Below are 20,462 nucleotides of genomic sequence, written 5' to 3'. Positions count from 1 at the left end.
GGTAGTTACTCTGCTGCCATTTTTAGCGGGCTACACGTGCATCTGCTCCAGTATGGGCAGCGTGTACTTCTCGCCCCGGCTGAGCAGGTGCACCCGCAAGTCGCGGATGGTAAATGGCTCCCCAGGCTGGATTTCGTGAATATTCGTGGAAGAACAGCTAGTGCCGTCCACAATCACCACAATGCCCTCCCCGATTACCTCCAGTTCGCGGCCTTTGGTGATGACAACACCGGTATTCTCTTCCAAACCTAGCCCGACGCAGGCCGGGTTGGTAGCAATAATCTGTGCGACGCGCACAATCCGGCCGCGGGCCACAAAGTGCGTGTCAATGGCCACATCGTGCAGGAACTCCAGGCCGGTGGTGATGTGGATTTCGTCTTTCAGCATGCCGGCGTCGTTGCGGCCCTGGTAAATCATGGGCGTGCTCATGGCTGTGGCCCCAGCGCTGGTTCCCGCAATTACAAACCGCTCGTGCGTGTAGCGCTCCTTGATGCGCCGCTGCAGCTGCGTGCCACCCAGCAGAGCCGTAAGGCGCAGTTGGTCGCCTCCCGTAAACATGATTCCTTCGGCTTTTTCCAGCAGCTGCAGGCTTTCTTCCGCATTGGCCTGCTGCCGCGACTCAATATGGAGCACATCGACGCGGCTAGCTCCCAAACTTTTAAAAATGTCCACGTACTCTTTACCTGCTTCCTCCGCTTTCTCCGAGGCCGTGGGAATCACGAGTATGGGCCCTTTATTCGGCAGTTCATTCACGAAACGCTGCAGAATCGACTCCGACGCCATGTCATCAGAAGTCGGTGTTTTCTGCGCATCAACCCCTCGTTTCTCGGCCCCACCTATCGGAATGAGGATGCCCTTCGGATGCGGGCAGTTAGCAGAAGCCGGATGGTGGGGCGCAGTGCTTTTTTTGCGGGCGGTAGCAGCACCGGCCGTAGAGCTAGAATTAGGGCGTTTGGCCATAGCAGCGTGGGATACGAAGGGTTCTGTGCTTACGCCGGCCCCGCTACGTTAGTTAATGCCCAGCTTTGGTCAAACAGGAAGGCGAATCAGCTGACTCGCTGGCTGTAGCTCTTCTGTCTGCAAGGCAACTTCCTCTGGCCCAGTGCCCGGAGCCAGCAAGCTCAACAGTGCGCTGCTTTACTCTTTTTAATATAGAATATCGTCGATTGGGGCCAGCTTAGGCGGCAGATGAGTTTCGCCGAGCATCTCGCGCAGGTCAATTTCGATGGTGCGGCAGATGGCCGTCATCGGCACATCGTTCATCTCGTTTTCGAAGGGGTTCTCGCTGGTATGTCCCACTATTTCGATGGTATTAAACACCCACGACACCAGCACCGAAAAAGGCACGGTCAGCCAGATATGGTCGGGGCCCATTTTCTCAAACTCCCCAATTAGGCCCAGCGGCAGCAGTGCGGCAAACAGCCACACAAAAATGAAGCTGTAGAAGGCATACTGGCGCGGAAATGGGGTATTCTTGATTCGCTCACAGCCCCCCTGCAGGTTGTTGAACTGCTCGATGCTGGTCATCATGTTCACGTGCTGAAAATCGTTCAGCAACCCGCGTTCCTCGCGCAGGATGCGTAAGTCGGCGGCCTGCTGGCGCAGCAGATGAGCAGGTGGGTTCTGTTTGCGGCGCATCTCCGCCGACTCGGCAGGGTCGAGGAAAGGCGCTACCTGCTCGTCCCACTGGTCGTTTTGGCGCCGTAGGTTCAGTCGTAGGGCATTGCACCAGGCAATCTGGCGGTATACCAGCCGGCGGTGGCGCAGTGTCAGCTCGGCACGAGAGGCGGCAGGGGCATCAACCCCCGGCGCGTCCACTACCGACGTCACGTATTCCAGCGACTGTATAGCCCAGGTGCGGCTGTAGTTTACGATGCTTCCCCATAGCTGCCGCCCTTCCCAGAAACGGTCGTATGAGCCGTTGTTTTTGAAGCCGATGTAGAACGACACCGCTATACCTAGCGTGGCTACTGGCTGCCACGGAATAGATACGGAGCGCAACCCAACCAGCCGATACAGAATGCAGACCAGCACGGAATACAGCGTAAATACGACCAGTCCTTGCCAGGCGAATTTCCAGATTACACGCCAGCGAAGATTCTTGCGGATATACACGAAGAAGAAAATTAAGTGTGAAGTGCAGGCAAAATAAGCCTGTTCAGCTTACCACAATACGCGGCTATAAGTTGTGTTCTGGCCGCAATAAGGCATACACCGCGCAGATTTTCAACCAAATTCCTTCACCCGTCAACCTCAATTCCCATCAACTGCATAAGCTGGCTGGCATTGAAGGCGCGGCAGGCACCGGGCGTAAGGTGGTAGTCGAAGTGGATTTCGCCGCCGCTGAAGGTGCTGTTGAAGCTAAAGTTGCGCACTTGGTCTGGCCATTCGGTTTCCAGAGCTGCCAGTTCCAGGTCGTGGGTGCTGATGAGCCCGGCGGCAGGGCGCTGGTGCAACTGCCGCAACAGCGCCCGGGCTCCGCGGTGGCGGTCCAGGGAGTTGGTGCCTTTCAAAATCTCATCGAGCAGATAAAACACCGGCAACGCATCCGCTACGGGTGCCTGCTGGTTGTTTCCGTGGCTGGCATCTTCGTTATTACTCAGGTCCAGTAGCAGCTTAAGCCGTTTCAGCTCGGCGTAAAAGGAAGAGGTGCTTTCGGCCAGATTGTCCTGGGTACGCATGGCCGTGAACACCTGGGCCGGACTGAGGCGTAAGCGTCGGGCGCACGCAACCCCACCGGCCAGGGCCAGTACCATGTTCAGGCCCACAGTCCGCAAAAACGTGCTTTTGCCGGCCATATTGGAGCCCGTAATAACGGCCGTCTGACCGTAGCCACTGGTCTGAAAATCGTTGGTGATGCGGCGTGCCGCGAAGATGAGCGGATGGCCCAGAGCTTCGGCTGTCACTTCGAGGGGCGCACTGCTTAGCTCAGGAGTGGTATAGGTGGGGTTGCCGAATTGCCAGCCGGCAAGGCTGATGAGGGCTTCCAGCTCGGCCTGCACTTCCAGCACGGTAGTCAGTTCCGGACCCAAGTCGCGCTTCCAGCGCTCCAACTGCCACATGGCATGCAAGTCCCAGAGCAATAAGCTATTCAGGAGCAGTGCCCCCAACGGATGCTCCCGCCCCCGGAACAGACCGGCTACCGTGGCCAGCTGCCCAAGGCGGCGCGTGGCAGCAGTGCCGTGGCTGGCTGCCCGCAGCGTCTCGCGCAGCTGCCGCAGCCGCGCCGCCTGCCAATCCGGGGCCGATTCGTCCTCGAACAGCGCCAATTGGGCCTGTGTGGCCCGTAGCGCGTCGCGCATGGCGGTGGCCTGCTCGGCATATTCTGTACGAGCTAGCGCCAGCCGCCCGTTCAGCACTCCAATAGCCAACTGCACCACTACTAATGGATAGAAGCCGGCTCCTAGTCCCCAAGCCACCATAGCTCCTACCGACAGCAGTGGCAGCAGCACCAGCAACGGCTTCAGCCAAGGCTTGCCGGCAAAGAAATCGGGGTGGGCCAGCCAGGCGCTGAATTCGCGCGGGTCGGCTTGCTGGCGCGGAAAATGACGGGCGCGCGCCTGCCACTCCTGGGTCCAGGCTACATCGGGGGCCAGCTCGGCGGTGGCTTGCTGGCGGGCACGTACCACATCGGCCAGGGCGGGCCGGAGCAGCCAGCCGGCCAGCCAGTCTTGGCCCAGCCGGGTAGAGGCACGGTTGAGCAGCTGGAACAACGAGTGGGCGCCGAATACGTCGAGGTCGGCAGCGTACGGATGCTGTGTATCGAGGTAACGCAGGCCCGGGTCGAAGCCGTCCAGATTGCCGGCCAGGCGGTTTAGCTCGTCTTGGTTGAGGCGGGCCAGCAGGCGGTGATGCTCGCGCTGGTAGCTCATGCGGCCATGCCAGCGCACCATTGCCATGAAGGCCAGCCATACCGCTGCTACAAATGCAATACCCGGCAGCAGGTACCCCTGCGAAAAGAGCCACCACGCGCCGAACGCGCCGCCCCCAAACAGTACCACCCGCAGCCAGCCCCCCAATTGGTGGCGGCTGGCGTAGTGCTGCTCCTGCGCCGTGTGGGTAGTCAGGTTTTCGGTGAAGACTTCGGCAGGCGAAACAGTAAGCGGGCGAATAGCAGCAGAAACGGGCACGGCGACAAAACAAGTGGACCCCACGAAGGTACGGCCCCCTCTCTCAAACTACTCATCAAGCCCGCTGCTCTAGTCAGCGCAGTTGGCTCAGCGGCACACCACGCGGCAGCCCCTGCGGAAAACGCGCAAACTTGTTCATTTCCTCCCAGTTGATTTGTTGCGGATAGTCTACCTGGTAGGCTCGTCCTGCTCCGGTGCCTACAGCCGACGTTATGCCAATATTCAGCGGCAGCGTAAAGACCATAAAAAGCCCGTGCGAGAGGGTCAGCAGGTTGGTTAGGCCGGCCCAAGCTCGTAAGCTGGCAGGCTGGTTGCTGGTCAGGGCAATGTTGAGCTGCGCCGTCTCAATGGCAGTTTTCGGAATGTGCAGCACGTGGCCTTGCGTAGTCAGCACGTAGGCCGTGTCCGGAGTCAGGGCCAGCAGTTCTCCCTGCTGCAGCGGTGTTTTGCGCTTGTCCAGCTGTATCAGTTCCACGCCACGCGGCGACTCCGGCAGTTCTCTGGCCAGCGGCACGGCCTTATTGACGCGGCAGCCCGCCAGCAGACATGGTGCCAGCAACAGTACAAGAAGAGCCTTTTGCATAGCTACTGCACGATTTTGCTGTTCCAGAAAATAGCTTCCATGCGGGGTTCCGCGGTTTTGAATTCCCGGGCCAGCTCTGCCCAGGTAGCCGGATTATTGGTGAGCATACCCCGCAGCTTGGGCAGATTTTTCTCCCGCAGCCAGTCCTGCCGAATCCACTCCAGATAGTAGCCCTTGGAGCGTACAAACAACTCGTAGTCACGGGCTGGGTCGGGCAGTTTGAAGTGCAGCCGGCAGGCCTCGCCAGGCAGAGCCGTGAGGTAGCTGCGGTCATCGGCGGCAAGCTGCTGGCGGGCTTCGTCGTCGGAGCGGCCGGCGCGCGTGACCAGACCTGCGTCCAGCACCAGCGGCTGCGCACGGCCGCGCACGGTAGCCAAAGCGGCATAATCGAGGCGCCACAGACCTTTCGCTACTTGTAGCCGCACGCGCAGTGGCCCGCTGCTCTGGGCGCCAGGCAGCGGCACAAACTGCAGATTACGGGCGATAGGCCCCGTTTCATAGAGTGTGGCAGCGGGCACCCAACGGCCGGTACGTTCATCCAGGCAACTCACGTCAATACCACCTAGCAAACCATACGGATTGGTGAGGGAATTGCGGACGGTACGGTCGGTTTCGACGCGGGCAAACAGGTCGCCCACTTCGTTGCCCATATAGCCGTAAGCACTATACAGCAGGAATGTAGTGAGCAGAGTCTGTCGAAAATTCAGCACCAGTCCCACCGGGCCAGCTGGCGCGTGCTCAAAGGTCAGCTCAACGGTTTCGCGGGTGCTTAGGTCGGTAGAGTCGGCGGGGCTGAACCACTCCCGGTCGTCGCCGGCCTCGGCCAGAGCGGCCGTCAGTTTTTCCGGGCCGCAGCGGGCTGCTGTGATGGGCGTGAGTTGCTCGGTGAGGTAGAAGCCATTTTCGCCATCATGAAACACGCGCTGGCCTGGGCCGCGGGGCACTGCCAGCAGCTGCACAGCATTCACGGCGTGCGTTTCGAGAGCTTCGTTTTTCATCGTCAGCCCAAACGTGGTTTGGCCGCGTACCGAAGGATTATGCAGCGCATCTACATCGGCAGTCTCGAAAGCTGGTGCAATGGCGCTGGAAAAACCTTCCGCATTGGCACTGTTCACATTATCTTCCTGCTCATAGTAGAATGTAGGGCACGAGCCAAAGCAAGCCTTGGGCACTGTGATGCACACTATTCCCAGCGCCACGTCAGCGCCGGTCAGAATGGCCAGCGCCGCCACCCGGCCAGCGTCTTTAGACGGCACCGGCCGGTTGGATTCAAATATTGCGACCGAATCGACGGGCAACTGCACCGGTCCCCGGCTTTGCTCCCGCCGATTGAAATCGTAGCGGACGGCATTGCCGCTCACCACGTCGGTTCCTGCCACATACTGCCATAGGGAGTCAAACACATACACGCTGCCGTTGCGCAGGTGCGCTTTCAGATAGGGCTTCTGCCGGGCGCTGGCGTGCAACAGGGCATTGGCATCCTGGTACGTAGCCCGGAAATGGTGGTCGAGGTAGTAATGGCACGACACCAAGCCCGCTAGCAGCGCTACGGCAGCCAGCGTCAGGAAGCGGAAGCGGGACAGACGGCGCATTGTGGCAGAGCACTAGAAGGTGGGAAACACGGCAAGCGGTTCTCAAGTCGTCCGATTTTCGCCTCCACTATCTGCCCGCTCAGACTTCCTGGCCAACATCGGCACTCGGCCAATGCCTACATTATGAATATACTATATTTTCATAATACGCCTTACGCTGCTTCCTGCTTAGCGCTGCGTGAGCCGCCGCAGCGGACTACTAGGCCGCAGAAACGGCTGAAGCTCGGCGAAGCTGAAATCCAGCCAGAACTGACTCTGAAACTGCTTGAACATCAGGTTGGACATAGCCTCGTACTGCACCGGGTAGTGAAACAGCACTTTGCCGGCCTCGATACTCATATCGTCAGGCTGGTTTTGGAGACTGATGTGCTGGCTGCGCAGACCCGCCAGGTTTTCATCTTCTTCCGGTGGAATGCCCGCCATCATCTGGCCGTACTCCTCGCGGATGTAGGTGGCCAGTTTGGCCTGAAGTTTCTGCTCACAAGCAGCCAGAAACTGCGGCTGGCGCGCCGGGTTAATTTCGTCGGTCAGTTGCTCGCCGGTGTGCAGATCCACTACCACCGTGCGGTAGCTGTGGTTCACGTTGGCACCGGTGTATTCGCTGTGCAGGTTCACGCTCAGCAGGCCTTGGCTGTTGTGAGTCACTTCCGCATCTACGCCGGCAAAGCCCTGCGCGTACTCGGCTGCCTGGTGTTGCTGGTGCTCTTCCTGCAGCTCCGCCAGCGTCATTTCGGTGAGCTGCTCCACCCCGAAGATTTCGTGTAGCCGACGCGTCACGCCAGGGTTTGGCACCGTAAAAACTGGTACCGTAAACTCTTCGAAGTACACCTGCTGCCCCACGTGCGCCTGTAAGCCTGTGGGGGTCTGCCGGGCCAAGTTGGGAGACGGATAACGCGTAAGCTGCACCGGCAAGCTGCGCTCCGAGTTAGCCTCCTGCCAAGTGCCTGCCAAACTGCCATCGGGACTACGGCGCACCATGAAGCGGGCAGACGGCTGCCTTGACGGAGTAGGCGCCTCGTTTCCGGGGGGCCGTTCCAGCTCCTCGCCCGACGACTGGCCCGCAAACTCCCGCAGCCAGATTTCACCCGTCGGAGCCACGAAGCCCTGCAGCTCGATGGGTTTGTGCTGGCTGAGGTAGTAATACATGCCTACCAGCTGCGAATCGGGCTGCTGCGCCGTGATGGACAGCCGAAACGCATACTTACCGGCCATCGTGCCTTCGTAGTCGCCGAGGACGGCAGCTACCGATGGGCGCGGGGCAGTGACCTCAGGAACCTGCGAATTGATGGCTGCCGGAGCGGCGCTAGTGGCCGGGGCTTTCTGGTCGCAGCTCCAGCAGGCGGCTAGCAGCAGAAACAAGGAGCAGTTACGCAGCAGCATCAGCGGGTAGCAAGGCGGCGCAGCGGGCTTTCAGGCTTCAGGAAGCGGGCCAGCTCTGCGTGGGTGAATTCTACCTGAAAATTACCCGTCAACACTTTCCAGACAAAATTCGACAGCCCATCATAGCTCACTGGGTGGTCGAAAGCCAAGCCTGTCGCCGATATGGTAAATTCCCGCGTGCTGTTCAGGCCGAACTGCTGGCCGAGTACGCCCTGCTGGTCTTCCTCGGAAAGGAATTCGTCCTGCTCGTAGGCCCGCGTTATTTTCTGCATCTTCTGCTGCCCCAGCGCCAGAAACTGCGCCAGCCTTTCGGGCTGAATCTCGTCTTCCAGCACCACAGGAAAGCCGGTATTCAGGTCAATGTTCTGGGTGCGGTGGTCATACCATACACTGGCCCCAGTACCGGTGGTTTGCGTGGTGATGCTGAGCAGGCCACGGGCGTTGTAGTTCACGGTGTAGTCCAGCTGTTCGGTGCCGCCACTCACGCCCTCCTGACGCTTGTACGCCTGCTCCGCCCGCAGGCTGGCGAGTTCTTGGCCAATCAGGTTTTCCAGCGAAAAACATTGCGCCAACAGCTTCGTCACGCCCGCATCGGGCACCGTCACGACCGGCCCCTGAAATGACGACAGATAGGTTTTGGAGCTAATGCGGGCCTTGGCTGTGGTGGGCCGGGCCGAACCATCCATTCGCTGCAGCTGAAACGGCATGAGCGTAGTGCCCGAGCGGTTGTACCACTCCCCGCGCAGCCACTGGTCGGCCAGCAGAAGACCGATATCCAGCTTGCCCGAAAACCAGCCGGTAGCTACTGTGTCGGCGCCTACAGTTTCGCGCAGCAGCACAATACCGCTGCCGTTTAGCTGGCCCCGCAGCTGTAGCGGTTGGCCTTTTGAGAGGTAGTAGTATTGCCCGGTCAGCACCGAGTCGTGGCCACTGAGCTGCAGCCGGATGCGGTATTTGCCATCCAGGGTGCCCTCATAAGTGCCCACCAGCCGCTGCACGTCACTGAACGTAACTGCAAAGGGGGTGCCATCGGGGGGAGCTTGCGCACTGGCCGGCCACGCGCTGCCGAAGAGCAGCAGAAGCAGGCTACCAGCCTTCATCAGCCCGCATGTTATGCCCATACTGCTAACCGATGGCCGCCACGCATTTCAGCTCGATGGCAATGGGCGTGGGCAGGCAGTTGATTTCGACGGTGGTGCGGCAGGGCTGGTTGCTTTGGAAATACTCGGCGTAGAGGCGGTTATAAGTAGAGAAGTCGTCCTTCATATTAGTCAGGAACACCGTCACGTCCACGAGGTCTTCCCAGCGCGAGCCGGCTTCTTCCAGAATGTAGCGTACGTTTTGAAATACGGCATGGCACTGGCTTTCGAAATCGTAGCTGAGGATGTTGCCGTCCTCGTCTAGCTCCACGCCGGGCACATGTTTCTGCCCCCGCTGGCGCGGGCCCACTCCCGACAAAAACAGCAGGTTGCCTACGCGCCGGGCGTGCGGATAGAGGCCCACCGGCTCCGGAGCACGGCTGGAGTTATGGGCAATAGAAGAAGACGCAGCAGCGGCCGAAGAAGCCAGATTGCCGGTATCGGCGGAAGTAGTGTCAGGTGCCATACGTCAAAAATAGCCGTTTTTTGGTGTTGATGCGTACGAGGCTGAACCAGAGCGGCGGCTGGTGCGGTTGTTGAACTGGCCCAACTCTGTATCTGCCTACTATCTGCTGCTATGCGCTCTACTCTCCGCCGTCTGGCCCTTGTGGCCGCCCTTGCCTTGCCCGCTGCCACCCACGCTCAGCAGAAGCTGAAGTACCCCAAGCCGCAGCCCGACCAGATTTATGACGCCGTGGCGCAGCCCGCCGTGCCGGTGGGCGGTGTGGAAGCCTACGCGCAGTATCTGGCCGACCACCAGCAATATCCTACGGCGGCCCTGCAGCGCGGTGCAGCAGGCACCGTCACGGTCACGTTTGTGGTGGAAAAAAGCGGCGTCATTTCCGGTCCGGTAGTGGCCGCGCCCCTCGACCCTGACCTGGATGCGGAGGCCCTGCGCCTTATCAAAGCCGGCCCTAAGTGGACGCCCGCGCAGCACAAAGGCGCCAAAGTGCGCCAGCGCGTAACGGTGCCTATTTCGTTTCAGATTCCGGCCGGCGCCGACGAAGCCATACCTACGGCGGGCACGGCGGCCCCCACCGCACCGGGCACTCCGGCCGGTACAACCGTCGTGAAGGCCGACCACCCGGCGCGGCCGGTGGGAGGCGAGGAAGCCTTCTTTGACTGGATTCAGAAAAATCAGAAATACCCGGCGCTGGCACGCCAGCGCAAGCTGGAGGGACGCGTGATGGTGGAGTTTATCGTTCAGAAAGACGGTTCTCTCACCGACATCGACGTGCTGAAGCCCTTGCTCGGCTCCGGTCTTGAGCAGGAGGCCCTGCGCCTCATTAAAGCCGCCCCAAAATGGAGCCCTGCTACTTACCAGGGGCAGCCGGTAAAGCAAAAGATGGTTTTGCCTGTTCTATTCCAGCTGTAAAATATTTGCCGCCCCCGTACGTCTTTTTTGCTACTGAGCAACTCTGTGTACTGGTGCTCCGCTTCGGCAGTTTTCTCGCCGCCCCTTTCTTGCTGCCGCCCCCGCTTCCCTACGCCCTGAGAACATGCTTTCCCCCTTACCCCTGCTTTCTGCGCCGCCCGTAGCTCCTACTTTTGCCGCGCCTGTTTCCGATGCCTTTCGGGTATGGCCGCACCAGGCCCGCTTCCGGCAGGCCACGCAGGTAATGGCAGACAGCCTGTTTGGGGCACTTGATGAAGACTTGGAGCCCTACGTGCTGCTGCTGGCATTGCCCACACTCTCAGGTACCGTGGCCGATGTTCCGACGGTATGTCTGGAACCAGCCGAATGTGGCCTGGAAAGCAGGTTGTTTGAGGATGCGGTAGCGGAAGGGCGTCGGCTCCAGACTCGCACCGTGCCTCCCTACCCCGGCCGCGACGATGTCAGCCCGGAGCTGGTGCGCCGCCGCCACGAAGGCCAGGGCGTGCGGATGGCCGTGCAAACTGTACTCGACACGCTCGACGCCAACTCGCACTACCAGCATTTCTGCGGGTGGCCTTCTGAAATCAACGGCTTTTTCGTGATGACTGTGCTGCGAGTGCAACGCAAGCCGTTGCGGGCGTATCCGTCGTTGCGTACTGGCCGCTTCTACACCAATGGCAAGCCGCTGCTGCCGTCGTTGCTGGTGGCGTCCGTTCTGCGCTTTCAGGAAGAGTGCATCAAGCTGCTGAATGAGCCGGAGCCTGGCTCGGGCCTGCTGGCACGCCCCCGCGAAACCGAAGAATTGTTGCGCGCCGCCGGCAAAAGCCTACTCGATACGCCTGCCCAGGCCCTGGGTACTGAGCCCGGTGCGGCCCGGCTGTTTCACACGCTCAACACCATTTCCAGCCTCCGCTACGAAGGCGCCGAGGGTGTAGGGAAGCTTCTGCTGGCCCGGCGCCATCATCCTAACCTGCAGGAGGTGTTTGCCCTTACCTGCCCTACGCCGCTCACTGACTACCGCGCCGTGCGGAAGCTGCTGGAGATGACCACGCCCGACGTTAGTCTGCTTGCCGACGGCGAAAATGTGTATGCGCTGGGTCGCCTCGTTGGCCCTTATGATGCCAGCCGCGAAGACCTATTCGTCATCGAGTTCATCAACCACTACTCCTGGGAGTTTCAGCACGATGGCAAGGTGTTGATGCGCACACAGTATGGCCAGCCCAGCTTGCCCCGGCCGCGCCTCAACCGCACGAAGTTCCGCAAGGACCTTAAGCGCACCTTCCAACTCACTGACCCCGCCAAGATTGAGCGGCTTTGGGAAGTAGTGCTGGAGGCTAGCCGCCAGAAGCACGGTACGCTGCTCGTTATTACCACCGAAGCCCTGGCCGAAGCCGACCGCCTGAAACTGCAATGCACCCTCATTGAGCCGGTGCCACTTACGCCGCTCATTACGCGCCTCGTTACGGCTATTGATGGGGCGGTGCTCCTCGACCCCGAATCGTACTGCTACTCCATTGGGGTGATTCTGGACGGCAAAGCCTCCATGGGCCGCGGCACCAGCACCCGCGGCGCCCGCTACAACTCCGCCATCCGCTACGTCGAAACCTCGCCTTACCCCTGCCTGGCCATTGTGGTGAGCGAAGACGGACTCGTGGACGTCATTACGAAAGAGCGGCTCGAAGACGACAACTAAGGCCGGCTTACTTGCTGGCCTTTGCCAGTTGCTTTAGCTCGGCCCGCTTCACGGATTTCAGTTCTTGGCTGCGGTTGCAGAGGCTGGTGGCATAATACGGCGTGATATCCTCTAGCTCGCCGCCATAAACTGATTCTTTTTGCGTCACCAGAAACGCGTAGACTAGCTGCTCGGAGCCTACCGCAAACTGCTTGCCGCACGCGGCACTGGAGGTTTCGCTGGCTACCAGCACGGTGGGGCCCGCAGGCGTTCCTTTGAACTGCCGCGCAACGGCAAACGTGTAGCGCAGTTTCTCGCGCCGGATAAGCTGGAACTGCTGTGCGGCGGGCCCCGTGTCCGAAACCCGCACGGTATCGGTAGTAGTTACCGTATCGACTCTGACCACCCGGCCCACGAAAATTAGCGCATCCTGCCGGTAGGCATCCGCAATTTTCTGCCGTTCAGATTTGCCCGTAGTGACGCAGGAACAGGCCTGCGCAACTGAGACGTGAAGCAGAACGGCCACAGCCAACAATAGAATAGTCTTCATCAGAAAGCATATTTAAGTGAACTAAAGAGCTACCCATTTACTTCGCCCGGAACGACCACGTGATACGAAATACAGCCACCGTGTCGCCGGCTTCGTCTACACCGGTGCTGGTGCAGACTACGGTGCGACCTTCGCCGCTGGCGCGGCTGTCGGCAATGGCTTGCGCAATACGGAGGCCGTCTTCGCAAGTAAAGGCAATCAGGCCCACGGCTTTCTTCGTGAATTCGGCTTCCAGGCCCACCACCAGCATCGAAACGCGCCCCTGGCCCTGAATATTCATCATGGCCAGAATGCCGCTGGCCATTTCGGCCGCCATACTTAGGCAGGCGAAATAGATACTGCGAAACGGATTCTGGGTGAGATACTTAAACGGCACCGTGATAACCGCCCGCGCCGGTGTGATTTCGCGTAGCCGCAGCCCCGCCAAATACGCCATTGGCAGGCTACGCAGCATAAATAGGCGCAGTTTCAGCGGGCTGGAAATAGTGCGCCGGAACGCCGCTGCAGCAGCGGTATCGGCGAGAGGCGCGGGAGTGGCGGCGGGCTGGTTCATGGCGGCTAGCGTTGGAGCGTGAAGCTTACAAAGAACATAAATTATTCGGCATGCCGAGCATTTTCATTACGCTTTCCTGGGCCGTGATACGCAAACCGCCCCACGCTCTGGGAACGTGGGGCGGCTTGGATGCCTGAGAAGTCGGTCTAGCTCTTCTTTTCCAGTACCAGCACCACTTTGTTGAAGTTAGCGGCGGCATTTACCACGTCGCGGAAGGCCTCGAAATCCTTCTTAGGCCAGCGAATCTGGCGGTAGGCTTCCGTGATGGTGACCGTCACGGTCTGGCCCTGCACAGCATACTTCGAGTTGAAATAGTAGAGCGGGTCTTTGGCATCGGAGCCGGCTTTCACGTCGGCGTTCAGGTCCTGGAGGTTGCGCACCTGGTAGCCGGCAGGCAGCTCCAGCGTGATGACGCGGTTGTAGCGGCGGTTGAAGTCGTTTTCCACATCGTACTGGCGCGCCTCGGCTTGGTACAGCTCCGACTGCTGCCCCAGCAAATCTCCGATTTTGAACAGGTAACGTTGGCCGGCTTTGTTGAGCAGCGCCGCCGATTCTACGCTGGCATCTACCAGAAACGGCTTGCTGAGCGGGCTCAGGCCAGCCTCGCCGTTGGTTACTTTCACGCTTTTGAAGGTGGCGTCGGGCACGTTGCCTTTCACCAACGACTGCATCACCTCCGTGCGCTTTTCCTCCGGAATCAGGGAGTAGAACGGCTGGATGGCCTGCGCATGGTAGCCGCCCAGCACCTGCCGGATATCCACGAAAGCCTTATCCAGCTCCGGCGCAAATTTCACCTTGATGTCGAGGTCGTTGGGGCTCTGCTCGGCGGCTAGCGTCGGGACGTCGCGCACCACACCTACCGCCGATTCAGTGGAGCCCAGCTTTACAGTACGTATGAACAGGCCTTTGTTGGCCGTCCAGCCGGGCGGCACCATGCCATAGCGGAAATCGGGGCGGGCGGGAGCCAGCAGCTGCTTGGTTTCCGGGAAATAGAGGGCGTAGTTGTCAAGGTAGTTCCAGGTGTCAAACGTGTCGTCGAACACCACGTCACTCCGGTCGGTGGTAACTACCAGCTCGTGCTCGATGTTCAGGCGGCGCAGCAGGGCCACAAACAGGCGGGTCATGCCCAGCTCGGAGGCGTTTTTGGTGGCCGCAATCCGGCTCAGATTGGTCTCGCCGCCTTCGGTTATGTTGAAGCTAGTTTTGAGGTAGTTTTCCAGGGCCTGAACTCGGCTGGCTAAGTCGCCACTGGCGGGCAGCTTGGCGTCGCGCAGGACTTTGTCGGCGGCCTTGGTTTCGTCTTTGGCCAGGGTGTAGATGGTGCCGTGCAGATACTGGCTGGCATCGGCCCACGTGAATAGGCGGGTGCGGCCGCGCTGGGCGGTGTAGGCCAGCTTGTATTCCACGCGCATCCGCTCGGCGCTGCTCTGCGCGAAAGTCTCCTCGCGGGCGGCAGGCACGCTGGCCAGCTTCATTCTGATATGGTGCTTGCCGGCAATAACTGTATCGGGCGAGGCGGCGGGGCCATGATACACACGCGTATCGAAGGTGAGGGCCTCGGGCGAAATCAGCTCAAACGACACGTCGCGGGTAGGAACGGTGCTCTGCAGGTAGTCGCGGCCGAAGAACTTGGCTGGCCGCTCGCGCAGAAACAAATACTCAATTTCGGAGCCTTTCTCCACGCCCTCCACCGCGAAAATTTTGAAGCCGCGGCCACCGTCTTCATCCTTCAGTTCCTTGATGCTGCCTTCGTTCACCTCTACCACTTCGCCGCGCGGGCTGATGGTGCGGGCCTTCAGGTAGAGCAGCTGGCCGCCGTCCTGCGGGATATAGATTTTGTTGAACCGCTCGATGCCGTCGGAGGTATTGACGCGTAGAATGCGGTGCTCGGTGGAATAGAGCTTGATGGCCTTGTCCTGCTCACTGAACATGTACTCGTGGGCCGTGAAGTCGCGCAGCACCAGGGCGGGCTGTTTGGCCTCCTCTTCCGAGACGGGCAGGCGCTTGGTGCGCTTGGCGTCCCAGCTGTAGGTGGCGTATTGCAGCGTTTTGGGTATCTGCTGGGCCCAGACGGGTGTAGCAGCGGTGGCGAGCAGCAGCGCGGCCGTGGCAGCGCGGGCGGCGGAAAGGAAAGTCATAAGGAAAATATAGCGCGACTAGCCGGCCATTTAGGCCTTCTTCCGCTTTAGAATCACGGTTTCGCGGTAGGCGGCGTTCAGCTTGTCTACCACGGCATTCCACTGTGCGAACTGCTTGGGCTGGAGCAGCAGGTAGTTGATGTAGACCTGCTTGTCCTGCACGATTTTGTTGCCCTGGCGCTCATACTTCACCTTGAAGCCGAACACGGGGTCGGTCATTTCGGCAACAGGCGGCAGGTATTCCACGTCGTAGCCGGCCGGAATTTCCAGCTCGGTGCGGGTGTGGTTCTGGTGGGCGTACTCGTTTACGCGGGGCAGGCGGCGCTTTTCGGCGTCAATCCGGTCGTGGGCGTAGGGCTGCTCCAAGTTCAGGTTCACGTAGATTTCGTCGTCGAGCTTTTGCACATAGTCCTGCAAGCGGTACTCGTAGTCGATGGTGAGCGGCTGGTCCCGCGCATCAAGGTGACTGACGCTGTATTTGTCGACGAAGAACTTGTTGTTGCCGCGCTCCAGCAGGGCCTTGATGTACTTAGTTTCCTCGGTCTGGTCGAGGCCGTCAAGGGCGTAGCTCTGCATGACCTTAGGGTAGCCGGCCAGCTTGAGGCTGCCTTTGCCGCGCAGCCCGCCCTTGTCGTCCAGCGTCAGCGCCGACACGTCGGACACGGGGCTGCGGTCCTGGCTCATGATGGGTACATCCACCACTTTGCAGTTTTTGCCGTCAATAGCCATCAAGGCCTCTTTGCCCTGAATAAAGGCCGAGGGCATGCCAAACGGCATGTATTTGTTGGTGGCGTCGAGGAAAACGTACTTGCCAGGGCTGGCCTCGTAGGTTGTAATCATGTGATTATCGACGCCGGGCGTGGCCAGCTCGGAGTAGCGGTAGGGCAGGTCGCGGGTGCCAATCCAGGTGAGGTAGGATTTCACGCCGGCCATGCGCAGCATCTCGCGGGTGAGGTTGGCCATATCCTTGCAGTCGCCGTAGCGCTTGGCGTACACGGCCCCGGCGTCGCGCGGAATAAAGCCGCCCATGCCGTTTTCGAAGGCCACGTAGCGGATGTTGTCCTGCACCCAGTAGTACACGCGCTGCACCCGGTCCTGCTCAGTTTTGGCGCTCACCACCAAAGAGTCTACCACGCGGCGTAGGGCGGGGCTTTCCTGCGGGTCGAGCTTGCTCACAAAGCCGGAATACAGGTTGTAGAGTTCCGGCACACCGGCCAGCACTTTGCGGGCCTGCCCATCAGCAGAAGGCACTTCCTCCACAAAATACACGAGGTGCGGCAGGTAGTAGGCGGCCTCGGGGCCGTCGGAGTCGCGCGGGGGGCTGGGCAGGTTGTCGGAGGTCCAGCGGTAGGTGACGGTGTTGCCTTTTTCCTGCTTACTGAAGTTGATATTGAGCCCTTCGGTGTGGAATAGGCGGTGGCTGATTTTGATATTGCGCGGGGCCGTGATGGTCAGCTCGGCGTGGCGCACGGGCACGTAAGACCCGAAGTAGAACGGGTTGAGGAAGCGCGGATCGGGGTGGCGCACGGTGTAATCCGTGACGGTGCGGGCGCCGGGCGCTACGGCTGGAAAGGTCCAAGTAGTGGAACGCGTATCATCGTAGAAAATGCCCGACTGCAGCTCGAACTTCTCCTTGTAGTCGGTCACCTTCACGGTTTTGTAGCTGTTGCCGCTGGGCACCATGGTGCGGGCATCCAGCTTCTGCAGGCGGCTGAAGTGCGAGTTGAACACCTTGTCATTGACGTACGCCACCGATTGCGCATCGAGGTGCAGCATGTCCTGGTGGTGACGGGCCAGCACCACTACCGAGTCGCCTTTGGCTTCCAGCGTGAGGTCGGTGCGGTAGTCGAGGTACACGGCTTTTTCGCCCGGAAACTTCGCCTGCATTTCGGCCACGAGCTGCGTGGGCTGCTGGGCGTAAGCCAACGGCAGCGTGAAGCCAATCCACAAAAGCAGCGCCAGCGCGCCACCAGACCATTTATTTGCCTTCATACACGTATTGGTTCCAGTACACTTCGGTCTTGGTGGGCTTGCCCTTCACATCGTAATATACAGTCGGGCCCAGCTTTTCGCCACTCCGGTACGACTCTTCCCGCTCCAGCGTGCCATCGGGACGGTAGTAGCGGCAGCGTCCGTGGAATTCACCGTGCAAATACTGCTCTTCCTCCATCAGCTTACCGCTGGGGTGGTAGCCGGTGAGTGTGCCCGTCAGCAGGCCTTCCTTGAAGCTCATGCGGCGAAACACTTGGCCTGAACTATAATAGGTGGTGCGGGCCCCGTCGAGCATGCCGCCGCGTACGGTTTCGTCAGCGGCGGGCTTGCCATTAGCAAAGTTAGTTTTGATGGTACCCGTCAGCTTTTCGATGCGCTGCCAGGGTGCCGACTGGTCGCGGCCGTCGCGGAAGGCGGCGAGGTTGCCGTGTTCGTAGAGGCGCTCTTCCAGCAGCTCGCCAGCCGGGTTGTAATATTGCGAAAGGCCTTCGGGCGTACCATAGAGGTAGTTCTGCACAGTTTCCAGCTTGCCGTTCGGGAAGTAGTAGCGGGTTTCGCCCACCCAGCTGCCATGGCGGTAGCTGATGGAGGAATGTAGCTGCCCGGTTGGGTAATATTCCTTCCATTCGCCGTGCCGCTCGCCGTTGCGGAACTCGCCTTCCAGTCGGGTTTTGCCATCCTGGAAGAACGATTTGTAAGGACCATGGCGCTTGTCGGCTTCATAGCCGAAGGCAACCTCCGTTTTGCCGGAAGGGTAGTACCAAGTGGCCGGACCCCGGTTTTCGTAGCAGGACACGGCCGTGCGGTACAGTACCTTGCCGCCAGGATAAGCGAAAGTAAACTCCTTGGTATCGGGCTTCTGCACGACTTGGCTGACGGTGCGGCCCAGCGTGTCGTAGGTGGTCAGCGTCAGCTTGCGGCCAAACTCATACACGCGCGACTCAGTAAGCTTGCCATTGGGGGCGAAGCTGCGGGAAACACCGTTTTTCTGGCCCTGGTGCATTTCGTACTCTTCGCTCACCTGGCCGTCGGCGTAGTAGTCGCGCCAAGGGCCTTGCTGCTGGCCGGCGCGGTAGTAGCCGGTTTGGGTGCGCTGGCCGTCGCGCAGGAAGCCTTCGTAGGCACCCTCCTGTACGCCCTCCGCATAAGAAGTACGCTGCTTGAGCTGGCCGTTGGCGTAGTACTCCACCGCATTCCCATCGAGCTGGCCCTGCTTGTAGCTACGGATCTGCTGAAGCATGCCGTTGGTGTACTGCCAGCGCCACTCGCCCTCGATTTTACCGTCGAGGTAAGTGCCCGTGCCGGTGGTGAGGCCGTCGGCACCGTAGAGCTGGACTGCTACGCGGCCTTTCTTGATGGGCGTATCCTGCAGAGTGCGGCCGGTGGCGGGGTCGTAGTAGCGGAGCCGCGTCAGGCGGCCATGGTCGTAGTCGAAGTCGGAATAGAGCTTGCCCTGGTAGTTATAATCGTGGTAGATACCGTGCAGCTCGCCGGCCTCATCGTAGTTCAGCTCGGCGCTCAGCTTGCCATCGGCAAAGTACTCTTTCCAAGGTCCCGTGCGCTTGCCGCGTGTGAAGGTGCCGGTGTTCTGCAGTTGGCCATTGGAAAAATACTCCGTGTAGGTGCCGTGCAGCTCGTCCTGGTCGTAGGTGCCGCGCTTTTCGGGTACGTTGTCGGTATAGTTTACCAGAAACGGGCCCTGCTTTTTGCCGTCGACGTAGGTGTACTCATACTCCTTGGCACCGTCGGGGTAGAAGTACGTTTGCAGCCCCTGCTGTTTATCGGCGCGCAGCTCGGCGCGCATTTTGGGCTTACCGCCGGGGTGGAACGTAGCGTACGGCCCGTTCAGGTCGCCGGCCTGGAAGGTGCGGGTTTCGGTCAGCTCGCCGCAGTAGTTGAACAGCTTCATTACGCCTTCCACTTTGCCCTTCGCCATCAGCATTTCGGCGGCTAGCTGGCCGTTGTCGTGGTAGTCGCGCACGAGGCCTTCCATCTCGCCGTTGCGGTAGGTGGCTGTGCGCTGCAGCTGGCCGTTGGGATGATAGATGCGCCAGGGGCCGGTGTGCTTGAAGTCGGGACCGTAGCTTCCCTCCTGCTCTACCGCGCCAGTTCCGGCAGTGAATACCCAGGGGCCCGTAAAGCGGCGCTCCTCGCCCTGCACAGTACCTTCGCCGAGGCCGTTTATGCGGCCTTCATCATCAAACCAGGCTTTGGTGAGCACCGTTTTTCCCTCGCGCATTACAGGCTGCTGCTCCCGAATCTGGAGCAAAGCGGGCGTAATGGCGGCGTAGAACTTCTCGATTTTGCTCTTGTTGCCTTTTATCCACTGCGTAGCTTTCTTGTCGTCGGCGGACGTAAGGGCGAGGTAAGTGGCGGTGGTAAGGTTGTCGCCCTGGCGGAGCTGCTCCACGAGCGGGCCGTAGAGGCGCACCCAAAAGTCGTCGGAAGCAGTAGCCGGAAACTTCTCTACCAGCAGCTGCACCTGTTTTACCAGCGCCGCGTCGAATTTCACCTTGGAAACGTATTCTTTGCGCAGGGCTACTTTGGACTCGATGAGCAGGTCCAGTTCCTGGAACGCTTCGTTGGGCGTGAAAGACGTGAGCTTGCGGGCTTCTTCTACCGTGGCGGCACGCGCCGCCTGCTGCTCCAAGGACACCAGCACATCGTGGCTCGAAGAGCCATCGGGGCTGATGAGCAGGAACGCAAGCATGCTGAGCATGGCGTGGCTGGTCTGCCCCTGGCGCACGGCCAGGCTGCCCAGCTGGAAATGGCTGCTGGCATGAGCAGGCTTCAGTGCCAAGCTGCGCTGCAGGCTACGAAACCCTTCTTCCAGCCGTTTGGCCTCCACCTGCATGATGCTCTGATTGAACCACAACATCTGGTGGTACGGGAAGCGCTGCAGGCCGGCGTCGTAGGCGGCTTGGGCTTTGTCGGGGTGCTTGAGCTCTTCCTCAGCCCAGGCCAGCGCTATGTACGGCTGCGGATCAATGTAGTGGAGCGCCAAGGCGCGGTTGGCGGCATCTACGGCCTCCTGGTATTTCTGCACCGCCAGATACGTGTTGGCCAGCTCGCTCTGTACGGCCGGATACAGTGTGTCGCCGGGCGTAACGGCGCGGTAGCGGGCAATGGCGGCTTCATGCTCCCCCTTATCGTGCAGCTCGACTCCTTCCTTCAGAGCCTGGTACGAATCAACTAGCGGAGGAAGAGTAGCGGCAACAGGTGTGGACTGAACAGTTTTTTGGGCGAGGGTCGCGCCGGGCGCGGCGGCTAGCAGCGCCAGCGCCAGGCCGTAAGGGTAAAGTTGCATCAAGCAGTATAAGTAAAGAAGCAAGCCATAGCTGCCCGCACGGCGGGAGTC

15 protein-coding genes are annotated in these 20,462 nt (G+C 60.2%); 2 read left to right on the top strand and 13 right to left on the bottom strand.

Annotated features, from left to right (window positions below):
- Window positions 1-30 precede the first annotated feature (30 nt).
- The 8 genes from H4317_RS03870 to H4317_RS03835 form a co-directional block, all read right to left on the bottom strand.
- Window positions 31-960: a cyanophycinase gene (locus tag H4317_RS03870; RefSeq protein WP_185888841.1), complete on the bottom strand. Its 930-nt coding sequence runs from the start codon at window positions 958-960 to the stop codon at window positions 31-33.
- Window positions 961-1,146: 186 nt separating this feature from the next.
- Entirely contained in the window at window positions 1,147-2,115 is a 969-nt protein-coding gene (locus H4317_RS03865) for a bestrophin family protein (protein ID WP_185888840.1), read from the bottom strand.
- A gap of 125 nt (window positions 2,116-2,240) precedes the next feature.
- The gene (locus H4317_RS03860) at window positions 2,241-4,130 is read right to left on the bottom strand and encodes a MutS-related protein (protein ID WP_185888839.1); all 1,890 of its coding nucleotides are present in this window, start codon (window positions 4,128-4,130) and stop codon (window positions 2,241-2,243) included.
- 73 nt (window positions 4,131-4,203) lie between these two features.
- Window positions 4,204-4,713, bottom strand: a complete 510-nt coding sequence (locus H4317_RS03855; protein ID WP_185888838.1) for a hypothetical protein — start codon at window positions 4,711-4,713, stop codon at window positions 4,204-4,206.
- A gap of 2 nt (window positions 4,714-4,715) precedes the next feature.
- Window positions 4,716-6,305 carry a hypothetical protein gene (locus H4317_RS03850; RefSeq protein WP_185888837.1) on the bottom strand — a complete coding sequence of 530 codons (1,590 nt, stop codon included), beginning with the start codon at window positions 6,303-6,305 and terminating at the stop codon, window positions 4,716-4,718.
- Window positions 6,306-6,473: 168 nt separating this feature from the next.
- Entirely contained in the window at window positions 6,474-7,685 is a 1,212-nt protein-coding gene (locus tag H4317_RS03845; protein ID WP_185888836.1) for a hypothetical protein, read from the bottom strand.
- Window positions 7,685-8,806, bottom strand: a complete 1,122-nt coding sequence (locus H4317_RS03840) for a hypothetical protein (RefSeq protein WP_185888835.1) — start codon at window positions 8,804-8,806, stop codon at window positions 7,685-7,687. The genes H4317_RS03845 and H4317_RS03840 overlap by 1 nt, the downstream gene beginning before the upstream one ends.
- A gap of 4 nt (window positions 8,807-8,810) precedes the next feature.
- Window positions 8,811-9,290 carry a RidA family protein gene (locus H4317_RS03835; protein WP_185888834.1) on the bottom strand — a complete coding sequence of 160 codons (480 nt, stop codon included), beginning with the start codon at window positions 9,288-9,290 and terminating at the stop codon, window positions 8,811-8,813.
- Window positions 9,291-9,401: 111 nt separating this feature from the next.
- Here H4317_RS03835 and H4317_RS03830 point away from each other — a divergent pair, with 111 nt between their 5' ends.
- Window positions 9,402-10,199 carry an energy transducer TonB gene (locus tag H4317_RS03830; RefSeq protein WP_185888833.1) on the top strand — a complete coding sequence of 266 codons (798 nt, stop codon included), beginning with the start codon at window positions 9,402-9,404 and terminating at the stop codon, window positions 10,197-10,199.
- A 124-nt stretch (window positions 10,200-10,323) separates the two neighbouring features.
- Complete coding sequence (locus tag H4317_RS03825; protein ID WP_185888832.1) at window positions 10,324-11,892, top strand: DNA integrity scanning protein DisA nucleotide-binding domain protein; 1,569 nt, start codon at window positions 10,324-10,326, stop codon at window positions 11,890-11,892.
- A gap of 7 nt (window positions 11,893-11,899) precedes the next feature.
- On the opposite strand, the gene H4317_RS03820 is transcribed toward H4317_RS03825, so the two are convergent.
- The 5 genes from H4317_RS03820 to H4317_RS03800 all read right to left on the bottom strand — a co-directional run bounded on the left by H4317_RS03820 (window position 11,900) and on the right by H4317_RS03800 (window position 20,411).
- Entirely contained in the window at window positions 11,900-12,397 is a 498-nt protein-coding gene (locus tag H4317_RS03820; protein ID WP_185888831.1) for a hypothetical protein, read from the bottom strand.
- Window positions 12,398-12,458: 61 nt separating this feature from the next.
- Window positions 12,459-12,974 carry a DUF4442 domain-containing protein gene (locus H4317_RS03815; protein ID WP_260625812.1) on the bottom strand — a complete coding sequence of 172 codons (516 nt, stop codon included), beginning with the start codon at window positions 12,972-12,974 and terminating at the stop codon, window positions 12,459-12,461.
- 146 nt (window positions 12,975-13,120) lie between these two features.
- Window positions 13,121-15,112, bottom strand: a complete 1,992-nt coding sequence (locus H4317_RS03810; protein WP_185888830.1) for a DUF3857 domain-containing protein — start codon at window positions 15,110-15,112, stop codon at window positions 13,121-13,123.
- Window positions 15,113-15,142: 30 nt separating this feature from the next.
- The gene (locus H4317_RS03805) at window positions 15,143-17,104 is read right to left on the bottom strand and encodes a DUF3857 domain-containing transglutaminase family protein (protein WP_185888829.1); all 1,962 of its coding nucleotides are present in this window, start codon (window positions 17,102-17,104) and stop codon (window positions 15,143-15,145) included.
- Window positions 17,091-20,411, bottom strand: a complete 3,321-nt coding sequence (locus H4317_RS03800) for a hypothetical protein (RefSeq protein WP_185888828.1) — start codon at window positions 20,409-20,411, stop codon at window positions 17,091-17,093. Before H4317_RS03800 ends, H4317_RS03805 begins: the two co-directional genes overlap by 14 nt.
- Window positions 20,412-20,462 lie beyond the last annotated feature (51 nt).

Source organism: Hymenobacter sediminicola, assembly GCF_014250515.1.
Taxonomy (GTDB): domain Bacteria; phylum Bacteroidota; class Bacteroidia; order Cytophagales; family Hymenobacteraceae; genus Hymenobacter; species Hymenobacter sediminicola.
The sequence above is the reverse complement of the archived record's forward strand: the minus strand, read 5'-3'. Positions and strand labels throughout refer to the sequence as shown.

Coding starts and splice junctions, on each gene's coding strand:
- H4317_RS03870 (WP_185888841.1), bottom strand. CDS start 960: ATGGCCAAACGCCCTAATTCTAGCTCTACGGCCGGTGCTGCTACCGCC.
- H4317_RS03855 (WP_185888838.1), bottom strand. CDS start 4,713: ATGCAAAAGGCTCTTCTTGTACTGTTGCTGGCACCATGTCTGCTGGCG.
- H4317_RS03850 (WP_185888837.1), bottom strand. CDS start 6,305: ATGCGCCGTCTGTCCCGCTTCCGCTTCCTGACGCTGGCTGCCGTAGCG.
- H4317_RS03845 (WP_185888836.1), bottom strand. CDS start 7,685: ATGCTGCTGCGTAACTGCTCCTTGTTTCTGCTGCTAGCCGCCTGCTGG.
- H4317_RS03840 (WP_185888835.1), bottom strand. CDS start 8,806: ATGGGCATAACATGCGGGCTGATGAAGGCTGGTAGCCTGCTTCTGCTG.
- H4317_RS03835 (WP_185888834.1), bottom strand. CDS start 9,290: ATGGCACCTGACACTACTTCCGCCGATACCGGCAATCTGGCTTCTTCG.
- H4317_RS03830 (WP_185888833.1), top strand. CDS start 9,402: ATGCGCTCTACTCTCCGCCGTCTGGCCCTTGTGGCCGCCCTTGCCTTG.
- H4317_RS03825 (WP_185888832.1), top strand. CDS start 10,324: ATGCTTTCCCCCTTACCCCTGCTTTCTGCGCCGCCCGTAGCTCCTACT.
- H4317_RS03815 (WP_260625812.1), bottom strand. CDS start 12,974: ATGAACCAGCCCGCCGCCACTCCCGCGCCTCTCGCCGATACCGCTGCT.
- H4317_RS03810 (WP_185888830.1), bottom strand. CDS start 15,112: ATGACTTTCCTTTCCGCCGCCCGCGCTGCCACGGCCGCGCTGCTGCTC.
- H4317_RS03805 (WP_185888829.1), bottom strand. CDS start 17,104: ATGAAGGCAAATAAATGGTCTGGTGGCGCGCTGGCGCTGCTTTTGTGG.
- H4317_RS03800 (WP_185888828.1), bottom strand. CDS start 20,411: ATGCAACTTTACCCTTACGGCCTGGCGCTGGCGCTGCTAGCCGCCGCG.